Source organism: Candidatus Pelagibacter sp. HIMB1517 (genome assembly GCF_052047895.1).
Taxonomy (GTDB): Bacteria; Pseudomonadota; Alphaproteobacteria; order Pelagibacterales; family Pelagibacteraceae; genus HIMB114.
In genome coordinates, this window is sequence record NZ_JBNAIW010000005.1 from 1 (window position 1) to 18,353 (window position 18,353).

Annotated in this window: 22 protein-coding genes, 2 tRNA genes, 1 rRNA gene, 1 other RNA gene and 1 pseudogene; 18 read left to right on the forward strand and 9 right to left on the reverse strand. The window is 28.7% G+C overall.

Annotation, left to right across the window (positions count from 1 at the left end; genetic code table 11):
- Together ACTTAT_RS03070 and ACTTAT_RS03075 are read right to left on the reverse strand one after the other, a co-directional pair.
- Positions 1-646, reverse strand: a pseudogene (locus tag ACTTAT_RS03070) (hypothetical protein); the annotation flags it as partial.
- A complete protein-coding gene (locus ACTTAT_RS03075) occupies positions 636-1,322 on the reverse strand; it encodes a glycosyltransferase family 2 protein (RefSeq protein WP_440679603.1) in 687 nt (228 codons plus the stop codon). The pseudogene ACTTAT_RS03070 and the gene ACTTAT_RS03075, both read right to left, overlap by 11 nt.
- An 11-nt stretch (positions 1,323-1,333) precedes the next feature.
- Between ACTTAT_RS03075 and ACTTAT_RS03080 the strand changes: the two genes are divergently transcribed.
- The 3 genes from ACTTAT_RS03080 to ACTTAT_RS03090 are packed head-to-tail and all read left to right on the forward strand — an operon-like array spanning position 1,334 to position 4,399.
- Positions 1,334-2,206, forward strand: coding sequence for an FkbM family methyltransferase (locus ACTTAT_RS03080; protein ID WP_440679604.1), 873 nt, complete (start codon positions 1,334-1,336; stop codon positions 2,204-2,206).
- Positions 2,206-3,447: a class I SAM-dependent methyltransferase gene (locus ACTTAT_RS03085; RefSeq protein WP_440679605.1), complete on the forward strand. Its 1,242-nt coding sequence runs from the start codon at positions 2,206-2,208 to the stop codon at positions 3,445-3,447. Before ACTTAT_RS03080 ends, ACTTAT_RS03085 begins: the two co-directional genes overlap by 1 nt.
- Positions 3,448-3,460: 13 nt before the next feature.
- Complete coding sequence (locus ACTTAT_RS03090) at positions 3,461-4,399, forward strand: GDP-L-fucose synthase family protein (protein WP_440679606.1); 939 nt, start codon at positions 3,461-3,463, stop codon at positions 4,397-4,399.
- A gap of 6 nt (positions 4,400-4,405) precedes the next feature.
- On the opposite strand, the gene gmd is transcribed toward ACTTAT_RS03090, so the two are convergent.
- Entirely contained in the window at positions 4,406-5,437 is a 1,032-nt protein-coding gene (gmd, locus tag ACTTAT_RS03095) for a GDP-mannose 4,6-dehydratase (RefSeq protein ID WP_440679608.1), read from the reverse strand.
- 80 nt (positions 5,438-5,517) lie between these two features.
- Here gmd and rrf point away from each other — a divergent pair.
- The 8 genes from rrf to ACTTAT_RS03135 all read left to right on the forward strand — a co-directional run bounded on the left by rrf (position 5,518) and on the right by ACTTAT_RS03135 (position 9,884).
- A 5S ribosomal RNA gene (gene rrf / locus ACTTAT_RS03100) occupies positions 5,518-5,631 on the forward strand.
- Positions 5,632-5,642: 11 nt separating this feature from the next.
- Positions 5,643-6,647, forward strand: a complete 1,005-nt coding sequence (locus tag ACTTAT_RS03105; RefSeq protein WP_440679609.1) for an NAD-dependent epimerase/dehydratase family protein — start codon at positions 5,643-5,645, stop codon at positions 6,645-6,647.
- A 30-nt stretch (positions 6,648-6,677) separates the two neighbouring features.
- The gene (gene ykgO, locus ACTTAT_RS03110) at positions 6,678-6,803 is read left to right on the forward strand and encodes a type B 50S ribosomal protein L36 (protein WP_009360555.1); all 126 of its coding nucleotides are present in this window, start codon (positions 6,678-6,680) and stop codon (positions 6,801-6,803) included.
- Positions 6,803-6,913, forward strand: coding sequence for an aa3-type cytochrome c oxidase subunit IV (locus tag ACTTAT_RS03115; protein WP_440679610.1), 111 nt, complete (start codon positions 6,803-6,805; stop codon positions 6,911-6,913). Before ykgO ends, ACTTAT_RS03115 begins: the two co-directional genes overlap by 1 nt.
- A 91-nt stretch (positions 6,914-7,004) precedes the next feature.
- On the forward strand, positions 7,005-8,084 hold the full coding sequence (locus tag ACTTAT_RS03120) for an NAD(P) transhydrogenase subunit alpha (protein ID WP_440679611.1): 1,080 nt from the start codon (positions 7,005-7,007) through the stop codon (positions 8,082-8,084).
- Between the two features lie 3 nt (positions 8,085-8,087).
- Complete coding sequence (locus ACTTAT_RS03125; RefSeq protein ID WP_440679612.1) at positions 8,088-8,393, forward strand: proton-translocating transhydrogenase family protein; 306 nt, start codon at positions 8,088-8,090, stop codon at positions 8,391-8,393.
- Positions 8,394-9,803 (forward strand): NAD(P)(+) transhydrogenase (Re/Si-specific) subunit beta, encoded by a 1,410-nt coding sequence (locus tag ACTTAT_RS03130; protein WP_440679613.1) that lies wholly within the window; start codon positions 8,394-8,396, stop codon positions 9,801-9,803.
- 6 nt (positions 9,804-9,809) lie between these two features.
- Positions 9,810-9,884, forward strand: a tRNA-Val gene (locus ACTTAT_RS03135).
- Positions 9,885-9,888: 4 nt separating this feature from the next.
- On the opposite strand, the gene ACTTAT_RS03140 is transcribed toward ACTTAT_RS03135, so the two are convergent.
- Positions 9,889-9,965, reverse strand: a tRNA-Met gene (locus ACTTAT_RS03140).
- A 22-nt stretch (positions 9,966-9,987) separates the two neighbouring features.
- Positions 9,988-10,182, reverse strand: coding sequence for a 30S ribosomal protein S21 (gene rpsU / locus ACTTAT_RS03145; RefSeq protein WP_440679723.1), 195 nt, complete (start codon positions 10,180-10,182; stop codon positions 9,988-9,990).
- A 69-nt stretch (positions 10,183-10,251) separates the two neighbouring features.
- Here rpsU and mrdA point away from each other — a divergent pair, with 69 nt between their 5' ends.
- The 5 genes from mrdA (at position 10,252) to ACTTAT_RS03170 (ending at position 14,899) form a co-directional block, all read left to right on the forward strand.
- Complete coding sequence (mrdA, locus tag ACTTAT_RS03150; protein WP_440679615.1) at positions 10,252-12,099, forward strand: penicillin-binding protein 2; 1,848 nt, start codon at positions 10,252-10,254, stop codon at positions 12,097-12,099.
- Positions 12,092-13,210, forward strand: coding sequence for a rod shape-determining protein RodA (rodA, locus tag ACTTAT_RS03155; RefSeq protein WP_440679617.1), 1,119 nt, complete (start codon positions 12,092-12,094; stop codon positions 13,208-13,210). The genes mrdA and rodA overlap by 8 nt, the downstream gene beginning before the upstream one ends.
- Before the next feature lie 75 nt (positions 13,211-13,285).
- Positions 13,286-13,744, forward strand: coding sequence for a bactofilin family protein (locus ACTTAT_RS03160; RefSeq protein WP_440679618.1), 459 nt, complete (start codon positions 13,286-13,288; stop codon positions 13,742-13,744).
- 24 nt (positions 13,745-13,768) lie between these two features.
- Entirely contained in the window at positions 13,769-13,996 is a 228-nt protein-coding gene (locus ACTTAT_RS03165) for a DUF6356 family protein (protein ID WP_440679619.1), read from the forward strand.
- A gap of 18 nt (positions 13,997-14,014) precedes the next feature.
- Complete coding sequence (locus ACTTAT_RS03170; RefSeq protein ID WP_440679620.1) at positions 14,015-14,899, forward strand: DMT family transporter; 885 nt, start codon at positions 14,015-14,017, stop codon at positions 14,897-14,899.
- A 27-nt stretch (positions 14,900-14,926) separates the two neighbouring features.
- Here the strand turns inward: ACTTAT_RS03170 and ACTTAT_RS03175 are convergent, their stop codons facing one another.
- Genes ACTTAT_RS03175 through ACTTAT_RS03185 form a run of 3 tightly spaced genes read right to left on the reverse strand, consistent with a single transcriptional unit; the run spans position 14,927 to position 16,592 of the window.
- Positions 14,927-15,640, reverse strand: a complete 714-nt coding sequence (locus ACTTAT_RS03175) for a cytochrome c biogenesis CcdA family protein (RefSeq protein WP_440679621.1) — start codon at positions 15,638-15,640, stop codon at positions 14,927-14,929.
- Positions 15,640-15,897, reverse strand: a complete 258-nt coding sequence (gene grxC / locus ACTTAT_RS03180) for a glutaredoxin 3 (RefSeq protein ID WP_440679623.1) — start codon at positions 15,895-15,897, stop codon at positions 15,640-15,642. Before grxC ends, ACTTAT_RS03175 begins: the two co-directional genes overlap by 1 nt.
- A gap of 5 nt (positions 15,898-15,902) precedes the next feature.
- Entirely contained in the window at positions 15,903-16,592 is a 690-nt protein-coding gene (locus ACTTAT_RS03185; RefSeq protein WP_440679624.1) for a formylglycine-generating enzyme family protein, read from the reverse strand.
- A 21-nt stretch (positions 16,593-16,613) separates the two neighbouring features.
- On the opposite strand from ACTTAT_RS03185, the gene ACTTAT_RS03190 reads away from it, so the two are divergent.
- A complete protein-coding gene (locus ACTTAT_RS03190; RefSeq protein WP_440679625.1) occupies positions 16,614-16,985 on the forward strand; it encodes a phosphoribosyl-ATP diphosphatase in 372 nt (123 codons plus the stop codon).
- The gene (locus ACTTAT_RS03195; protein ID WP_440679626.1) at positions 16,982-18,046 is read left to right on the forward strand and encodes a tartrate dehydrogenase; all 1,065 of its coding nucleotides are present in this window, start codon (positions 16,982-16,984) and stop codon (positions 18,044-18,046) included. The genes ACTTAT_RS03190 and ACTTAT_RS03195 overlap by 4 nt, the downstream gene beginning before the upstream one ends.
- Here ACTTAT_RS03195 and ssrA read toward each other — a convergent pair.
- Positions 18,046-18,347, reverse strand: a transfer-messenger RNA (tmRNA) gene (gene ssrA, locus ACTTAT_RS03200). The genes ACTTAT_RS03195 and ssrA overlap by 1 nt on opposite strands.
- Positions 18,348-18,353 lie beyond the last annotated feature (6 nt).

Below are 18,353 nucleotides of genomic sequence, written 5' to 3' on the forward strand. Positions count from 1 at the left end.
TTATTATTATAACCGGATAATAGAGCCACACTTGGCTTTTATTTAGTATTGAGCAATATAAAAATAGTAAAGCAAAAAAAAAATTATTTATTTTTTTAGTATTTTTGAAGAAAAATATAAAGTTTAAAAATGATAATAAAAAAAAAATCATTGACCAAGATTCGTTTCTGAATTGAGACAAATGAATAACCGAGCCAAGAGAAAATATTAAAACTACACTGGATAGTAATGCAATTATATTGTTATTAAAAATAATATTGAAAATCTTTTTAGCTATAAAAAAATACAGAATTAATGACAATGTTGTAAAAACTCTTGTATAGAAAACTATTATTTGAAGATTTTCATTAAAATTTATTGGGTTATTTAGCTCATCAATGTTACTAATTTTTAATAATTCTAAAATATTAAGTATTTTAAAAAAAATAGATAAAAAAAGGATACTAAAATATCCAGAGTGATCAATAAATTCTTGCTTAATAGATGAATTAAACAAAATAGCATTATATGCCAATGTTAATTCGTGATCATAATTTGATGACCAATGTCTATCAAATCCGAGATAGAAAGATACTGCGAAAGCAAGAAATGGGATAATTAAAAATTCTATTTTTTTAATTTGCGATGAAAAACCATCAATTGACATTACGATTTATAAAAAAAAATTTAAGTATTTTTATTAATATTAAGAAACCATCTTTGATATTATTAACTTTTTTAACACCTGAAAATCTTTTTCTTTCATGCATTGCTATTTCATTATAATTAAACTTTTGATTAACTTTATATGGTAACTCTATACAGAAAGTAAAATCCTGTGAATTCATTTTTAATTTGTTAAAGCTTTTAACATCACACATGACATATGTATAAAGAACATCGGATAATTTAAAATTAAATAATAATTTACATAATGATGTAAAAAACATATTTCCTACAAAAGTGAACATATCATCATCATCTGTAGAACCATTCTTTTTGTATCTTGAGCCAAAGGTAAATGGTAATTTTTTTTTATTTTTTAACATTAAACTTAAATATTTTGGATGAAAAGAATAGTCCGCATTAAAAATGCATCCATATTTAGTATTAGTTCTTTTAAAACCCTCAATTATAGCTGATCCATAGCCTTTTTTAGACTGTTTAATTATTTTGACATTTTTAAATTTTGAAAGCATTTTTTTTATTTGCCTTTTCTCACTATTTTTATCTACCACAATTAATATCTGTTTTATAAAAGAATAAACTGTTACTTCATTAATAACTTTTAGAATGTTACCTTTTTCATTTTTGCATGGTATTATTAGAGTTAAATCTTTCATAAAATTATTTAATGCGAACTAGTTATAAAATTGCAATTTCTAAAGTTATATATTTTATATTAACAAAAATTTTTTTTATAAGAGAAAAACAAATAGTCAATAGAAAGGGCATTGTTTGGAACCTAGATTTATCTGAAGGAATTGACTTATCAATTTTTTTATTTGGAGATTTTCAATCAGATATAACAAATCAGATTTTAAAATTATCAAAAAATTATGATGGAAAATATATTATTTTAGATATTGGATCAAATATTGGTGATAAATCATTAACATTAGTAAAAAAATATTCAAATTTAAAAAAACAAATTTATGTTTATTCTTTAGAACCCACTTCTTATGCTTTAAGTAAACAAAGAAAAAACTTAAAACTAAATATAAAATTATCAGAAAAAATTTCTTTAAATAAAATTTTTATTACTGACAAAAAAAAAGTTAATAAAAAATCAACATATTCAAGTTGGAATATTTCAAAAAAAGCAAAAGGTAAAACGAAGCATAATGTACATCATGGTTTATTAAAAAAAATAGATAAAAAAACAAGATTTTGTTCTTTAGATTACTTTGTAAAATTAAAAAAAATTAATGAAATTTTTTTTATAAAAATAGATGTAGATGGATATGAATTAAATGTTTTAAAATCAGGTTATAAAACAATTAAAAAGTTTGAGCCATTTATAATGTTAGAATATGCGGAGTATGCTTTAAAAGAACAAGGCTTTTCTTTCAAAGATTTTCAAAATTTTTTAAAAAAAATTAATTATGAAATATATGATTTAAAATTAAAAAAATTAGATAAACTAAATGTTGCTGAAGGTAGCAGTAAAGATATACTAATAGCTAATTCAGAAAAACTTAAAAATTTGTTAAATAATGATACTTAATGGTTAAAAAAATAAAAAATTGTAGATCTTGCCAAAGTAAAAAATTAATAAATCTATTTAATCTCGGAAATTTTAATCTTCTTGGATCATTTTATAAAAAAAATTTTTCAAACCCCACTAGAAAAAAGTTTTCATTAAAACTAATCTTATGTAAAAACTGTTCATTGGTTCAGCTCGACGAAACAGTTAGTAAAAAAATACTTTATAAAGATTATTGGTATCTATCTGGTGTAAATTTAACCATGAGAAATCATTTAAACAGTATAGTAAATACAAATTTAAAAATATTACGATCAAAAAAAAAACAAGAAGTCAATGTATTAGATATCGGGTGTAATGATTGCACATTGCTTAATTTTTATCCAAAAAAAATTAATAAGTTTGGTATTGACCCAAGCAATGTTAAATCAAAAAAAAAAAATAAAATAAAAATAATAAAAGATTTCTTCCCTTCAAAAAAAATTAAAAAATTAGGAATTAAATTTAAAGTCATTACCTCGATAGCAATGTTTTATGATGTTGATAGTCCAGTCAATTTTGCTAAAAATATAAAAGCAATTTTGGACAAAGAAGGTTTTTGGGTAATCGAATTATCTTATTTGCTAGATATGTTAAATTTAAATTCATTTGATACAATTTGTCATGAGCATCTTGAGTATTATTCTCTAACAAGTTTAAATTTTATAATGAAAAAATCTGATCTTAAAATATTTAAAATTGAATTTAATGATATTAATGGAGGAAGCATAAGATGTTATATAACTCATAAGTCAAATAAATCTTATGATATTGAAAAAAATTTGAGTAAAATAAAAAAACAAATGAATTTGGAAAAGAACAAAAGAATTTTTTCTAAAAAACTATACTTAAATTTTTATAAAAATATTCAATTAATAAAAATTCAAATTAAGAATAAGTTAAATATGTTAATCAAAAACAAAAAAACTATCCATGGATATGGCGCTTCTACTAAAGGAAATACTATATTACAATGGATTAAGTTGAATTCTTCCTATCTAAAATGTATTGCGGACAGAAACCCATTAAAATGGGGTGCAGTAACACTAGGATCAAATATAGATATTGTGAGTGAAAGCTTCTCAAAAAAAAATAAGCCAGATTTCTATTTTGTACTCCCATGGCATTTTAGAAAAGAAATTGTTAAAAGAGAAAAGACATTTATTAAAAAAGGAGGTAAGCTAATATTTCCTTTACCGAGTTTTAAAATAATCTCAAAATAAAATTTACAATTTAATGAAAAACAAAAATAAAAAAATATTAGTCACGGGTCATAAAGGACTAGTTGGCTCTTCAGTTTTGAGAATTTTAAAAAAAAGAGGATATAAAAATATAATTACAGCAACCAGATCTAGTTTAGATTTAAGAGACTCTATTAAGGTAGAAAAATTTTTTAGAAAACATAAACCAAATGCAGTTATAAATTGCGCTGCAACTGTCGGAGGAATATATGCTAATAACACTTTAAGAGCAAAATTTATTTATGACAATTTATCTATTCAAACTAATATTATAAATTCATCTTTTCAAAATAATATTAAAGACTTAATATTTTTAGGATCAAGCTGTATTTATCCTAGAGATTGTAAACAACCCATAAAAGAAAAATATTTATTAACTGGACCATTAGAAAAAACAAACGAGCCTTATGCAATAGCAAAGATAGCAGGTGTTAAAATGTGTGAAGCCTACAACGATCAGTATAATACTAATTATAAATGTTTGATGCCAACCAATGCATTTGGACCAAATGATAATTATGATCCAAACTTATCTCATTTTATTCCAGCTTTTATAGCTAGACTTCATGCAGCAAAGATAAGAAAAGAAAAAATTTTTAAGGTTTGGGGATCTGGAAATCCTTTGAGAGAAGTTATTTATGTAGATGATATAGCTGATGCATGTATATTTTTTTTGCATAAAAAAACAAAAGATTCATTAATAAATATTGGAAGTGGAATTGAAATGAAAATCAAAGACTTTGCAAAATTTATGATTAAAGAGCTCAAATTAAATTTGAATTTAAAATATGATTCTTCTAAGCCAGATGGAACTCCTAGAAAATTATTAGATACTAGTCTAGCTAAAAGTTATGGATGGAAATCAAAGACAACCTTGCAGAAAGCATTTTGGTTAACCTATAATAATTATAAAGATAATATAAAAAAAAGATAAATCTTTTTATTTGTTTAATGGTGAATAGTAAGCAATTTCTTCATCCATCATAATTTTTACTAGCTTTTTTAAATTTGTTTTAGGTTTCCAGTTTAAGTGTTTTTTTGCTTTTTTATGATCACCTTTTAAAAAATTTACTTCTGCAGGTCTAAAAAATTTTTTATTTATTTTTATAAGTATTTTGTTATTTTTTGTATTGACTAGTTTTTCATTTACTCCTTTTCCTACCCATTTAGTTTTTAATTTTAAATATTTAACGCACTCGTTTATAAAACTTTTTATTGAATAACTTTTACCAGTCGAAATAACATAGTCTTCAGCTTTTTTTTGTTGCATCATCTTCCACATTAATTCAACATATTCTTTTGCATAACCCCAATCTCTTTTTGCATATAAATTTCCAAGTTCAATACAATCTTGGTCACCATGGATAATTTTTGTTAAGCCTAATGTAATTTTTCTAGTTACGAATTCTTCTCCCCTAAAGGGTGACTCATGATTAAAGAGTATACCCGATACTGCGAAAAGATTATATGAGTCTCTGTAATTTTTCACAAAATAATGTGCGCATGCTTTAGCTATTGCGTATGGGCTTCTTGGATTAAAAGGGGTCTTTTCGTTTTGATTATTTTCCAAAACATCTCCATACATTTCAGACGAAGATGCCTGGTAAAACTTAACTTTTGGGTTTGTTGTTCTGATTGTGTCTAATATTCTTAATGCACCAAGACCCGTAATATCAGCTGTATAAATCGGTGAATTAAAAGATGTTGCAACGAAAGACTGAGCTCCCAAATTATATATTTCACTTATTTTATATTTTTTTATTACTCTTTGAATTTGTAGTATTTCTCCAAGTTCCATTTCTTCAAATATAATTTTATCTTGAATCCCTAATCTAATTAATCTCCAATTATTGTTTCTTGCTGATCGTCTGTCACATCCAATTACTTTATATTTTTTTTTTAATAAAAAATCAGCGAGATAAGCCCCGTCCTGACCTGAAATACCTGTAATTAATGCTGTTTTTTTTGACATGTCATATTTTATTATATTTATTTTACAAAAAAACACAGTTTATAATTGATTTAATAATATAAAAATATAAAAGATTGATGCCTGGTAATTATTGCGAAAGGGCAATACCCGATCCATTTCGAACTCGGAAGTCAAGCCTTTCTGCGCCGATGGTACTTTGCCTTAAGGTATGGGAGAGTAGGTCGTTGCCAGGCTTAAAAACACAATGCATATTTTCATTACAGGTGTAGCAGGATTTCTGGGATCTAATTTAGCAGATTATTATTTAAAAAAAGGATTTGAGGTTTCTGGTTGTGATAACTTAGTTGGCGGTGAAATAGATAATGTCGATAAGAGAGTAAATTTTTTCAAAGGTAACTGTGAAAACTTAGATTTTATGACAACCGCGACAAAAAAAGATGTTAACGTTTTGTGTCATGCTGCAGCCTATGCTCATGAAGGTCTTTCAAGTATTTCGCCAACATTAATATGCAACAACAACGTCACAGGTAGTGTAGCAGTCTTCACCGCAGCAATTAAAAATAAAGTTAAAAGAATTGTCTACTGCTCCTCAATGGCAAGGTATGGAAACATAGAAATTCCTTTCAAGGAAGATGATATATTAAATCCAGTAGACCCTTACGGAGTTTCAAAAGTTGCGGCAGAAAATATTTTGAAAATTTTATCTAAAACTCATGGTATAGAGTACAATATAGCTGTTCCACACAATATTATTGGACCAAAACAGAAATATGATGATCCATTTAGAAATGTAGTTTCAATAATGACAAATTTAATGTTACAAAAAAGACAACCCATTATTTATGGTGATGGAGAGCAAAAAAGATGCTTTTCTGATATTGAAGACTGTATATATTGTTTAGACAAGATGCTAACGGATAAAAATATAACATCTCAAACAATCAATATTGGACCAGATGAAGAGTTCATTACCATTAATGATTTGTTTAAAAAAATATCCAATAAATTACAATTTAATAAAGAGCCAAAATATTTTCCTGATAGACCAAATGAAGTTAAACATGCAACTTGTTCATCGGACAAAGCGAGAAATATTTTAAATTACAAAACAAGTGTTAGTTTAGACCAGTCAATTGATAAAGTTATCAATTTTATTAAGGATAAAGGTCCAAAAAAGTTTCGATATAATTATAATTTAGAAATTGAGAATGAAAAAACCCCAAAAACATGGAAAGAAAAGCTATTTTAAATCAATTTAAATTTGCTATAACCCTCGCTTATGAAAGTAGTTAGTTCACTTAAATCGTTAAAAAAAAGAGATTTAAATAACAAGCTTGTGAAGAGAAAAGGAAAGCTTTACGTTATAAATAAAAAAAACCCAAGAATGAAATCAAGACAGGGTTAATGGATATTAAAGATCAAAAAGATACGTTTGCTGGTTTTGTAAAACTTTCAACAATTGCAGCTGCTATAATTATTTTTATACTAATTATGATGGCAATTTTTTTAGTTTAAGCCATACTTTTTGATTAATTGCGTTTAATATTAATAAATTTTCTACAATCTTAGTCTTGATCTATATTTTAAATCATTTATTTGCATATCGATGATTATCGCTTTTTTAAAAGAAAATGATGAATATGAATGTCGCTCTATGTTATTGCCAGAGCATATTTCTCCAATTGCTAAACTTGGTTTTAAAGTCTTGGTGGAGAATGGTTATGCAAAAAAGTTAAATATAGATGATAAATTCTATAAAGACTCAGGAGCAGAATTAAAATCAGCCAGTGACATCTGTTCACTTTCTGACATTATAGTTAAAATCTCAGGCAAAGGTCTGAAGACTTTTGATTTTAAAAATGGCTCTTTAATTATTACTGCTTTTTTTGACAAAAATAATGATGAAATACTAAAATTAAAAAATAGTAAAAAACTCGAAGTTTTTGGATTAAACTATTTGCCAAGAATTACTAGAGCGCAAGCCATGGATGTTTTATCATCTCAATCAAATCTTGCAGGTTATAAAGCAGTAATTGATACGGCATATGAGTTTAGCAAAGCATTACCGATGATGATGACTGCTGCAGGAACCATAACTCCTGCAAAATATTTTATCATTGGGGCTGGTGTTGCAGGTTTGCAAGCGATTGCAACTGCAAAAAGATTAGGTGCAGTTGTATCTGCCACTGATGTAAGATTAGCATCTAAAGAGCAAGTCGAAAGTTTAGGGGCAAAATTTGTATTTGTAGAAAGTGATGAAAATTTAGAGACTGAGGGTGGATATGCAAAAGAAGCAACTGAAAATTACAAAAAAAAACAAGAAGAATTAATGAAACAAACTGTTAAAAATCAAGACGTGGTAATTACGACCGCATTAATACCCGGTAAGAAAGCTCCATTAATAATTAGTGAAGAGATGGTTCTTTCAATGAAACCTGGTTCTGTAATATGTGACCTTGCAACATCACAAGGAGGAAATGTTGCGTTTTCCGAGAGAGATAAAGTTATTGAAAAGAATGGTGTTAAAATTATTGGTTATTCAAACTATGCATCCAGAACAGCTTACTCAGCCTCTGGTTTATTGGCAAAAAATATAATTAATTTTTTATCCTTATTAGTTGATAAAGAAACTAAATCTTTAAAAATTGATTTTGAAGATGAAATTATTAAAGGAGTAAGAATTTAATTTATGGAAACTATAGATCCTTTTATTTTTAGGTTAGCAATATTTATTCTTTCAATTTTTGTAGGGTATTATGTAGTTTGGAGTGTAACTCCTGCATTGCATACACCTTTAATGTCAGTCACAAATGCAATTTCATCAGTGATAATTGTTGGTGCTTTAATTGCAGTTGCAGTATCAAGTGCAGACTCTAGTCAGATTTCACTTTATGTTGGAAGTTTTGCAGTTTTCTTGGCGGCAATAAATATCTTTGGTGGATTTTTGGTCACTATGCGAATGCTTGCAATGTATAAAAAAGGGAAAAAGAAATAAATGTTATCGATTAATATTGTTGCAATTTTATATTTGATCTCAGGGATATTTTTTATCTTAGCTTTAAGGGGCTTATCATCTCCAGAAACATCAAGGACTGGAAATATTTTTGGAATGACAGGGATGACCATAGCAATCATCTCTACTCTTTTTAGTGTGAGTAGTATTGAAATATTACTGAATAATATAGAATTTATTATTGTCCCTTTGTTATTAGGTGCAATCATAGGAGGATTTGTTGCGGCAAGAATTGCTATGACGGCAATGCCGCAGTTAGTTGCTGGTTTTCATAGTTTAGTTGGCTTGGCTGCAGTTTTAATTGCTGCTGCAGCATTTTATAACCCATCAGCATTTGGCATAGGTCAGTTTGGAAGTATCAAAATTTCATCATTGATTGAAATGTCGTTGGGTGTATCAATTGGAGCAATAACATTTACAGGATCTTGTATTGCTTTTTTAAAGTTGCAAGGATTAATGTCAGGATCTCCAATTACATTTAAGGGTCAACATTTTTTAAATTTAATTCTAGGTATTCTAATAATTGTTTCAATTGTTTTTTTAGTAAAAGAACAAACAACCAATTATTTTTGGATAGTAACAAGTTTATCTTTATTAATTGGTTTTCTTATTATTATTCCAATTGGTGGAGCTGATATGCCAGTTGTCGTTTCAATGCTAAACTCATATTCAGGTTGGGCAGCAGCAGGAATTGGATTTACTTTAGAAAATACAGCTTTAATAATTACCGGAGCATTGGTAGGATCGTCAGGTGCAATATTATCTTATATAATGTGTAAAGGGATGAATAGATCATTCTTTAACGTTATTCTTGGTGGATTTGGTGGAGAAGAGAATTCAGGAGAAGTTCATCAAAAAACAGCTAAACCAGTAAAACAAGCAGGTGCAGATGATGCGGCTTTTTTAATGAAAAATGCATCATCAGTTATAATTGTACCTGGATATGGTATGGCAGTAGCTCAAGCTCAACATGCATTGAGAGAGATGTGTGATAAACTAAAAGAAGCAGGAGTAAAAGTAAGTTATGCTATACATCCGGTTGCTGGAAGAATGCCAGGACATATGAATGTTTTATTAGCAGAAGCAAATGTTCCATATGATGAGGTATTTGAATTAGAAAGTATTAACAGTGATTTTTCAAATACAGATGTTGCATTTGTAATTGGAGCAAATGATGTCACAAATCCTGCTGCAAAAACAGATCCACAAAGTCCAATTTACGGAATGCCAATTTTAGATGTTGAAAAAGCTAAATCTGTTTTATTTGTCAAAAGAGGAATGGCCGCTGGCTATGCTGGTGTCGATAATGAATTATTTTTTAAAGATAATACTTTAATGCTATTTTCAGATGCGAAGAAAATGGTTGAAGAAATTTCTAAAGCTTTAGATTAAATTATTGGGCATGTAGTTCATTGGTAGAACGCTACGTTGACATCGTAGAGGTAGCAAGTTCAATTCTTGCCATGCCCACCAAAATTGGTTGCGGGGCTAGGATTTGAACCTAGGACCTTCAGGTTATGAGCCTGACGAGCTACCAGACTGCTCCACCCCGCGATATTAATAGAATTAAGATAAGTTAAAATCTTGCCTTTAATTTTCTTAATTTTTTGAATCTTTTAACGTTTTCTTCTTTTTCTCTTTTTTTCTTCTCAGAGGGCTTTTCGAAATGACTTTTTAATTTAAGTATTCTGAAAGTTCCTTCCTTTTGAAGCTTTTTTTTCAAAACTCTTAAAGCCTGTTCAAGATTGTCATTTTTTACTTCTATTTTAATAACCTACCTCCTAAAGCGGGGTCAGATAGCATTTTGGAATAAAAAAGTCTATATATAACTAACGTATTAATGGAATATTTTAGTCCAAAAGTTAAAAAAGGAATAGAGAGCAAATCCAAAACCATTTCACGTCGAGGTTTTGTTTTAGGATTGGCGAAAGTTGCTTTCTTCGGAATAATAACATCCAGATTAGCTTATTTACAATTATTTAAAACCAAAGAGTTTAAGCAACTTTCAGATAGAAATAGATATAGAGAAATTAAAGAGGTTCCTGAAAGAGGGGTTATTTATGATTTTAAAAATAAGATTATTGCATCAAATAATCAAGTTTATCTCTTAAGTATATTTCCAAGTGAGATAAAAAATTTAAATGAGTTTTTCTACAGTTTAAGACCTTATGTTGATTTTGATATTTTAGAGATCAAAAGATTTAAAAGAGAAATCTACAGGCACAAGAAGACAAAAAAATATCAGGCTTATATAATTGATAAAAAATTACCATGGAAAGTAATTTCAAATATTAATTATAATCTTAGCAATATTTCGTATGTGCAGCCAATAGTATCCTTTGAAAGAACTTATTCTCATGCCAAAGAGTTTGCTCATATTGTAGGTTACGTTGGTGAACCAAATAAAAAAGATTTAAAAAGTATATCAGAGAATTTTCTTAATACACCAAATCTTAAAATTGGAAAAAATGGTATCGAGAAAAAATTTGAAGATTTAATCATTGGATCACCTGGAAAATCTGTAATTGAAACAAATGCCTTTGGAAGGCAGTTAAAACAAATCAGTTACAAACAAGGAATAAAAGGTAAAAATTTTAATTCTACTTTAGACTCTGAGCTTCAAGTTTTTGCAAATAAAACATTGGGTAATGAAAGTGGATCTGTCATTGTAATGACTACGAGAGGTGAAATAAGATGCTGTACGTCTTCACCGTCATTTGATGCAAACTTATTTACATATGGAATTAATTCTTTTGAATACAAAAAGTATCTAAGGGATGAAAAAAAACCTCTAAGTAATAAAGCTTTATCTTCTCAATATCCTCCCGGAAGTACTTTAAAAATGCTAGTTGCAATCTCTGCAATGGAGAATGGAATTGTGAACAGTAACTTTAAAATTAGATGCAAAGAGAGCACCGAATATTTTGGTCAAAAATATCATTGCTGGAAAGAAAAAGGACATGGTGTAGTTGATATGAAAAAAGCAATAAAAGAGTCGTGTGACATTTATTTTTATGAGGTGGCAAGATTACTTGGCGTAGACAGAATGTATAAAACAGCTTTAAAGTTTGGCTTAGGTCAATATGTTCTAGATAACTTTTTAGAAGAAAAAAAAGGTGTTTTTCCAAATACAAAATGGAAGAAAAAATATATTGGCCAACCTTGGTATCTTGGAGAAACAATTATCGCAGGAATTGGACAGGGATATATTCAAACCACACCAATACAACTTTGTAAAATGATTGCTCAAATTGCAAATGGAGGTTTTAAAATCAAACCCTCATTAAATGCAAATGATAACTTTGAACTTGGTGAAAAAATTATTGAAAATGATGATCATTTAAAAATTATCAAAGACTCTTTAGATGTCGCTACAAATGAGTGGAAGGGAACATCATATAATTCTAGGATAAAAGGAGATTTAAAGTTTTGTGGTAAAACTGGAACATCTCAAGTTAGAAGAATTTCTCAAAGACAAAGAGAACTAGATATTAAAAACAAAGATCTACCTTGGAAATTTAGAGATCATTCTTTATTCACTGGTTATGGCCCGGTTTCTAATCCAGAATATGCAATATCTGTTATTATTGATCATGGTGGATCAGGCTCTTCAAAAGCAGCTCCTATAGCAAAAAAAGTTATGCAAAAAGTTTTTGAACTATATTACCCAAAAGGAACTAATGCTTAGACTGAATAAAAGTTTTTTAGAAAATTTTTCTACTAAAATAAAATCCATGGACTTTGTTATTTTTTCTTTGATGATATTAATTGCTTTAATAAGTTTAACTGTACTGTCTAGCTTAGATTTTAATAATAAAGGACTTGTTGATAAACACTTTTTGAGAATTTGTTTTTCATTAATAGTTTTTTTAATTGCAGCATCAATAAATATTAAAACTTGGTATAAATTTTCATATTTTTTTTATGGTTTTGTTATTTTACTTTTAATTCTTGTAGATTTTTATGGACTTGTAGGAAAAGGTGCAAAAAGATGGTTAGACATTGGTATTTTTAATTTACAACCTTCTGAATTAATGAAAGTTGGAGTAATCATGGCTTTGGCAAGATATTATCAATATATTAAAACAGATGAAATAGACCGTATAAAAAATCTAGTTATTCCAATTACACTAATTATCATACCTTTTCTTTTAGTTATTAAGCAACCAGATTTAGGAACAGCTCTTTTTATTTTATTAGTTGCTATATCTATTCTTTGGTTAGCTGGTTTAAATTTAAAAATTTTTACATTCGGAACATTATCACTTTTAATATTAGCGCCATTATCAATTTCATTTTTAAAACCATATCAAAAGCAAAGGATATTGACTTTTTTAAATCCAGAAAACGATCCAACGGGAGCGGGCTATCATGTTATACAGTCTAAAATTGCAATTGGCTCTGGTGGATTTTTTGGTCAGGGTTATAAGGAAGGGTCGCAAAGTAATTTATCTTTTTTACCTGAACCTCATACAGATTTTATCTTTACAGCTTTTGCTGAACAATTTGGTTTTATTGGAAGTTTAATTTTATTAATTCTATTTCTTATATTAATTTTTAGAATTGACAGTATTTCAAAAGTTTCTAGATCTACATTTGGAAGATTGCTGTGTTTTGGTGTTTCATTTAATTTTTTTGTATACATTGCAATAAACATTGGAATGGTAACTGGACTTTTGCCAGTTGTAGGAGTTCCTATTCCAATTATGTCCTATGGAGGTACAGCTATGTTAACTTCTATGTTTGCTCTTGGTCTTGTTATGAGTGCCAAAATTCATAAAGATGAAAATATTTACTAAAATTCACTAAAAACAGCATTAAAATGGGTTAAGTTTTCTTAGACTCTTAATAATTTAATTTGTATAAATTCAACGATGTTTAACAACAATAACTCTGAGCGTGCTGATGGAACTTCTCTTATTGGAGAGGGCTTAACAATCGAAGGTGATTTAAGCTGTAAGGGTGAAATTGAAATTGCTGGTATTATGAACGGTAATATTAGAGCAGAAGGTTTAAAAGTTTTAGAAACTGGCTCAATAATTGGCGGTGTTAAAGCCTCAAAGTTTGAAGTTTTTGGTTTTATAGAAGGCGAAATATATGCAGATGATATAGTTATTGGAAAAACTGCCACAATTAAAGGTGATATATTTTTCAAGGAGAATTTGAAAATTGATGAAGGCGCAGATGTTGATGGATACATCAAGAGAGTAAATCAAGGTAAGCAAACTTCTTCAAAGCCACAACAATCTCAAAAAGCAAAAGTTAAGGAAGAAAAAAAAGAAAAGCAACTAGAGATTGAAGACACAGAGAAAAAAGCTGTAAATCAATCTTAATTTTAATAAATATTTATTAAAATTATGATTCAAAAAATCAAACAACATTTAAAAGATGCCAATAAAACTTACTTTGAACATCAAAGATTTGCTTTTAAAGCAAGCTTTGTTTGTCTAAAATCTTCATTCACTGCACTCGTTCATGGTATTTGCCCTGCGCTATTTGAATATGACACGTCTACTAATATAAAAAAAATGCATGACGATATGCAACCAATCTATAAGATGCGAGAAGAAAAAAATAATAATTAATTATTTTTTATCTTTTAGATGCAAAATATAAAAGCTTATATTTTTTTAGTTCTTTGTACTTTATTTTGGGCTGGTAATTTCATAGTTGGTAAAGTCGCCACTTTGTTTGATGTGCCTCCTTTTACTTTAAATTTTTATAGATGGTTAATTGCATTTCTTATTCTTTTTCCATTTACCTATAAAAAAATCTTTCAGAATATTGACGAAGTTAAAAATAACTTAATACCCTTATCTATTATGGGATTTGCAAGTATAACAATTTTTAATTCGGTTGTTTACTATTCATTAAATTATACTCAAGTTCTTAACGGTGTTTTGATGATTTCAACAATTCCAGTATTAATTATTTTTTTTTCATCATGTTTTACAAATGAAAAAATTAAAATTACACAAATTGTTGGAGTGATAACATCTTTAATGGGAGTTTTAATTATTATTACTAAGCTAGAATTTAATAAATTATTAACTTTAAATTTAAATAAAGGAGATTTATGGATTCTGGTCGCAATGATTTCTTGGGCAACCTATTCAATTATGGTCAAAGAAAAAAAAATTAATCTAGAACCTTTTGCTCTATTGGAAACTTTAATTTTTATTGGATTAATTTTTTTAATACCATTTTATTTTTATGAACTATACACTGGGCAATATTTACAAATAAACATTCCTGTAATCCTAACAATTGGTTATGTCGTTTTGTTTGCTGGAATTGGAGCATACATTTTTTGGATTGGTGCAATACAATTAATTGGTCCATCTAGATCAGGAATATTTCTTCATTTGATGCCAGTATTTAGCTCTTTGATGGCAATATTTTTAATAGGTGAGAGATTAGCAAATTTTCATATTGTGGGAGCATTATTTATTTTGACTGGTATTTTTGTATCCACTAAATACAAATAACTTTTTAATACCGTGCAAATTAGCTAATTAGCCAAGCTTACCCAATATCGGAAACCAATCTAAAAGATAATAACCCAGAGTCTGTAATTTACCTGTTACAATTAGAACTCCAGTTACCAGTAAAATGTAACCACTAATTTTTTGAATTTTAATAATATGCACCTTTGTTTTTTTTGAAAAAATTAAAAATTTAGTGATAAATAATCCGGATAGAATAAAAGGAATTGCCAAACCAATTGAATAGATTGACAACAAAATTATCCCCTTAGTTATTGTAGTTTCTAATGATGCAAGGGCCAAAACAGAGCCCAGTATTGGACCAATGCATGGTGACCATCCAAATCCAAATCCAATCCCAACTAAAAAAGACATGTAAGGTTTTGTGATTTGATTATGAAAATGATATTTTAATTCTTGATTGAGTAGTCTTAATTGTAAAATCCCAATCATATTAAGACTAAAGAAAATTATAACTATCCCAACAAAATAAGTAAAAAATGTTGAATACTTAAATATTAAAGATCCAAAAAAAGTAGCAGTTGCGCCTAATGAAATAAAAACAACTGAAAAGCCCAGTGTAAATAAAAGCGTTTCCTTAAATATAAAATTTTTTTTTTTATCTTCTAGGTTTTCAAGAGTAGTTCCATTTATAAAAGATATGTATCCAGGTATTAATGGTAATACGCAAGGCGATAAAAAACTCACAAAACCTGCAAAAAAAGATAAGAAATATAAACTCATTATATTCCTAAAATTTTATCTAATTTACCTTTATTATCAAGTTCATGAATATAATCGCAGTCTCCAATATGAGTATCATCAACAAAAATTTGAGGAACTGTCCTTGCTCCATTTGATTTTTTACTCATTTCATCAAATTGACCTGGTTCTTCAGACAGATCGATTTCTTGAAATTCTATATTTTTATTTTTAAGCAATTGTTTTGCCCTTATACAAAAAGGACAATAAGGAGTAGTATAAATAGTAATTTTTTTCATTTTGGTTAATTATCAAAAGCACATCTAAATCCAATATAAATCACATAAAAGTCAGAAGGTTTATACTGAACGCCTGTTACTCGTGTCTTGTAAGCTCCGTACCACCACGATGCACCTGCGGTGAGTGACTCACTTCCTTTTTGATCATCAATCCATTCCCAGACATTGCCTCCCATGGCAACTAATCCATTGATACCTTCCGGCAGGGATGTCACATCAACATGTTTATCGAAATTTAAAATTCCTTGTGAATTTAAACCTTCAGCCTTATTGCCGCTTGGGTAAGTATAGGTTTCGCCTTTATTATATTTTTTTGAATTTAAAACCTGCGTGTAAGCTGCAAGTTTCCATTCTTCAAATGTTGGAAGTCTACCATCTTTATATTTGCAATATTTTTCAGACTCAAATCGATTTAGGTGTGTTGCAGGTTCTAGATTACTCTCAGGTTTTTTTCCAAAAGGTGTCTTATAGTTCCATCCAGATCTTTTTTCCCATCCAGCACCCCATTCATATCCTCCGCCATTTTTTTCCGCCAAGGTAATAATATTATTTTTTGAAGCATATTCAGAAAATTCTTTGATGGTTATTTCGTATTTATTAATACTAAATTTACCAAGTTTAATTTTTGGGTTCTCAAATGCATTTAAAATTGTGGATAACAAGGTAAAACAAATAATATTTATTATTAATTTCATAGTAATTGATATCCTAAATATATGAGTAATTTTAGCAGTGTCAAAAAATTTATGGAAACCTTTGGTCAGGAAGTAAAAAATAAAGCTGAATTTCCAAGTAAAAAAATTCAAGATTTGCGTATCAGTCTTATAGAAGAAGAGTTATCTGAGTTAAAAGAGGCTATAGAAAACAAAGATATTAAAGAAGTTGCGGATGCTCTTACAGATATACTCTATGTTACCTATGGTGCTGGGCATGCTTTTGGTATTGATCTTGATAAATGTTTTGATGAAGTGCAAAGATCAAATATGAGCAAGCTTGACGAAAATGGAAAACCAATATTTAATGAGCATGGTAAAGTATTAAAAGGTCCAAATTATTTTAAACCAAACTTGGAGAAATTTATTAAATGAAAGAATATAAAATCGCATCAATTGCTGGGGATGGAATTGGAAAAGAAGTTGTTCCTGAGGGAATAAAGATTTTAAAAGAGGTTGCTAAACAACATCAATTTAAACTTTCCATTGAAGAATATGATTTTGCTTCTTGTGACTATTATGAAAAACATGGAAAAATGCTCCCAGATGACTGGCAAGAAAAATTAAAAAAACACGATGCTATATTCTTTGGAGCTGTAGGAGATCCTGATAGATTACCAGATCATATTTCTTTATGGGGATCTTTGTTAAAATTTAGAAGAGATTTTGATCAATATATTAATTTAAGACCAGTTAAATTAATGCCTAGTGTTCCTTGCCCATTAGCAAACAAAAAACCTGGCGATATTGATATGATGATTGTTCGTGAAAATACAGAAGGAGAATATTCTTCAGTGGGTGGAAGAATGTATCAAGGCACAGATAGGGAAATCGTTGTTCAAGAAACAGTAATGTCAAAGGTTGGAATAGATAGAGTGCAAAAATTTGCTTTTGAATTAGCAAAAACAAGGTCTAGAAAAAAATTAACTAGTGCAACAAAATCAAATGGTATTTCAATTACTATGCCATACTGGGATGAAAGATTTGAGGAAAATAAAAAAGCTTTTCCTGATGTAGAAACTGATCAATATCACATTGATATTTTAACGGCGCGATTTGTGCTTACTCCAGAATGGTTTGATGTTGTTGTTGGATCAAATTTATTTGGAGATATTTTATCAGACCTTGGACCAGCTTGTACTGGTACAATTGGAATTGCACCTTCTGGAAACATTAACCCAGAGAATAAATTCCCATCTTTATTTGAACCTGTACATGGTTCAGCACCAGATATTGCAGGTAAAGGAATTGCAAACCCAGTAGGTCAAATTTGGTCCGGTGCAATGATGTTAGATTATCTTGGTGAGAAAGAGGCAAGTGACAGAATAATTAAATCAATTGAAAAAACTTTATCTGATAAAAAATCAAGAACAAAAGATCTTCATGGAGAATCTAATACTAAAGATTGTGGAGATGCAGTTTTAGGAAATTTATAATTGGGGCGTTCTGTTGCAAGGTGCCCCGGACCCCTGCTAATTAATTAACCGAAGTTAATTAAGCAGCAATAGCATAACTTTCGTTAGCATTTATAAATTAGCCCGTTACGGCGGAACAATACCGAGTAAAAGAAAAGCCTTTAGACATCCGTCGAGCCTATTTCACCCCCATGAGTTGTATTTGGTGGAGGTGCAGGGTACCGCCCCCTGGTCCGAAATGTTTATTACGAATTTCGTTTATCACCATAGTTGGAAAACCAACACAAATTAATATAAGTGATAGATTCTAAATTTAAAGAAATTAATT

What these genes read in the sequence shown, in the direction of transcription:
- rodA (WP_440679617.1), top strand. Translation starts at nt 12,092, where the DNA reads ATGCTTAGACTGAATAAAAGTTTTTTAGAAAATTTTTCTACTAAAATA.
- grxC (WP_440679623.1), bottom strand. Translation starts at nt 15,897, where the DNA reads ATGAAAAAAATTACTATTTATACTACTCCTTATTGTCCTTTTTGTATA.
- mrdA (WP_440679615.1), top strand. Translation starts at nt 10,252, where the DNA reads ATGGAATATTTTAGTCCAAAAGTTAAAAAAGGAATAGAGAGCAAATCC.
- ACTTAT_RS03125 (WP_440679612.1), top strand. Translation starts at nt 8,088, where the DNA reads ATGGAAACTATAGATCCTTTTATTTTTAGGTTAGCAATATTTATTCTT.
- ACTTAT_RS03090 (WP_440679606.1), top strand. Translation starts at nt 3,461, where the DNA reads ATGAAAAACAAAAATAAAAAAATATTAGTCACGGGTCATAAAGGACTA.
- ACTTAT_RS03175 (WP_440679621.1), bottom strand. Translation starts at nt 15,640, where the DNA reads ATGAGTTTATATTTCTTATCTTTTTTTGCAGGTTTTGTGAGTTTTTTA.
- ACTTAT_RS03170 (WP_440679620.1), top strand. Translation starts at nt 14,015, where the DNA reads ATGCAAAATATAAAAGCTTATATTTTTTTAGTTCTTTGTACTTTATTT.
- ACTTAT_RS03120 (WP_440679611.1), top strand. Translation starts at nt 7,005, where the DNA reads ATGATTATCGCTTTTTTAAAAGAAAATGATGAATATGAATGTCGCTCT.
- ACTTAT_RS03190 (WP_440679625.1), top strand. Translation starts at nt 16,614, where the DNA reads ATGAGTAATTTTAGCAGTGTCAAAAAATTTATGGAAACCTTTGGTCAG.
- gmd (WP_440679608.1), bottom strand. Translation starts at nt 5,437, where the DNA reads ATGTCAAAAAAAACAGCATTAATTACAGGTATTTCAGGTCAGGACGGG.
- ACTTAT_RS03160 (WP_440679618.1), top strand. Translation starts at nt 13,286, where the DNA reads ATGTTTAACAACAATAACTCTGAGCGTGCTGATGGAACTTCTCTTATT.
- ACTTAT_RS03080 (WP_440679604.1), top strand. Translation starts at nt 1,334, where the DNA reads ATGCGAACTAGTTATAAAATTGCAATTTCTAAAGTTATATATTTTATA.
- ACTTAT_RS03165 (WP_440679619.1), top strand. Translation starts at nt 13,769, where the DNA reads ATGATTCAAAAAATCAAACAACATTTAAAAGATGCCAATAAAACTTAC.
- ACTTAT_RS03075 (WP_440679603.1), bottom strand. Translation starts at nt 1,322, where the DNA reads ATGAAAGATTTAACTCTAATAATACCATGCAAAAATGAAAAAGGTAAC.
- ACTTAT_RS03185 (WP_440679624.1), bottom strand. Translation starts at nt 16,592, where the DNA reads ATGAAATTAATAATAAATATTATTTGTTTTACCTTGTTATCCACAATT.
- ACTTAT_RS03085 (WP_440679605.1), top strand. Translation starts at nt 2,206, where the DNA reads ATGGTTAAAAAAATAAAAAATTGTAGATCTTGCCAAAGTAAAAAATTA.
- ACTTAT_RS03115 (WP_440679610.1), top strand. Translation starts at nt 6,803, where the DNA reads ATGGATATTAAAGATCAAAAAGATACGTTTGCTGGTTTTGTAAAACTT.
- ykgO (WP_009360555.1), top strand. Translation starts at nt 6,678, where the DNA reads ATGAAAGTAGTTAGTTCACTTAAATCGTTAAAAAAAAGAGATTTAAAT.
- ACTTAT_RS03105 (WP_440679609.1), top strand. Translation starts at nt 5,643, where the DNA reads ATGCATATTTTCATTACAGGTGTAGCAGGATTTCTGGGATCTAATTTA.
- ACTTAT_RS03130 (WP_440679613.1), top strand. Translation starts at nt 8,394, where the DNA reads ATGTTATCGATTAATATTGTTGCAATTTTATATTTGATCTCAGGGATA.
- ACTTAT_RS03195 (WP_440679626.1), top strand. Translation starts at nt 16,982, where the DNA reads ATGAAAGAATATAAAATCGCATCAATTGCTGGGGATGGAATTGGAAAA.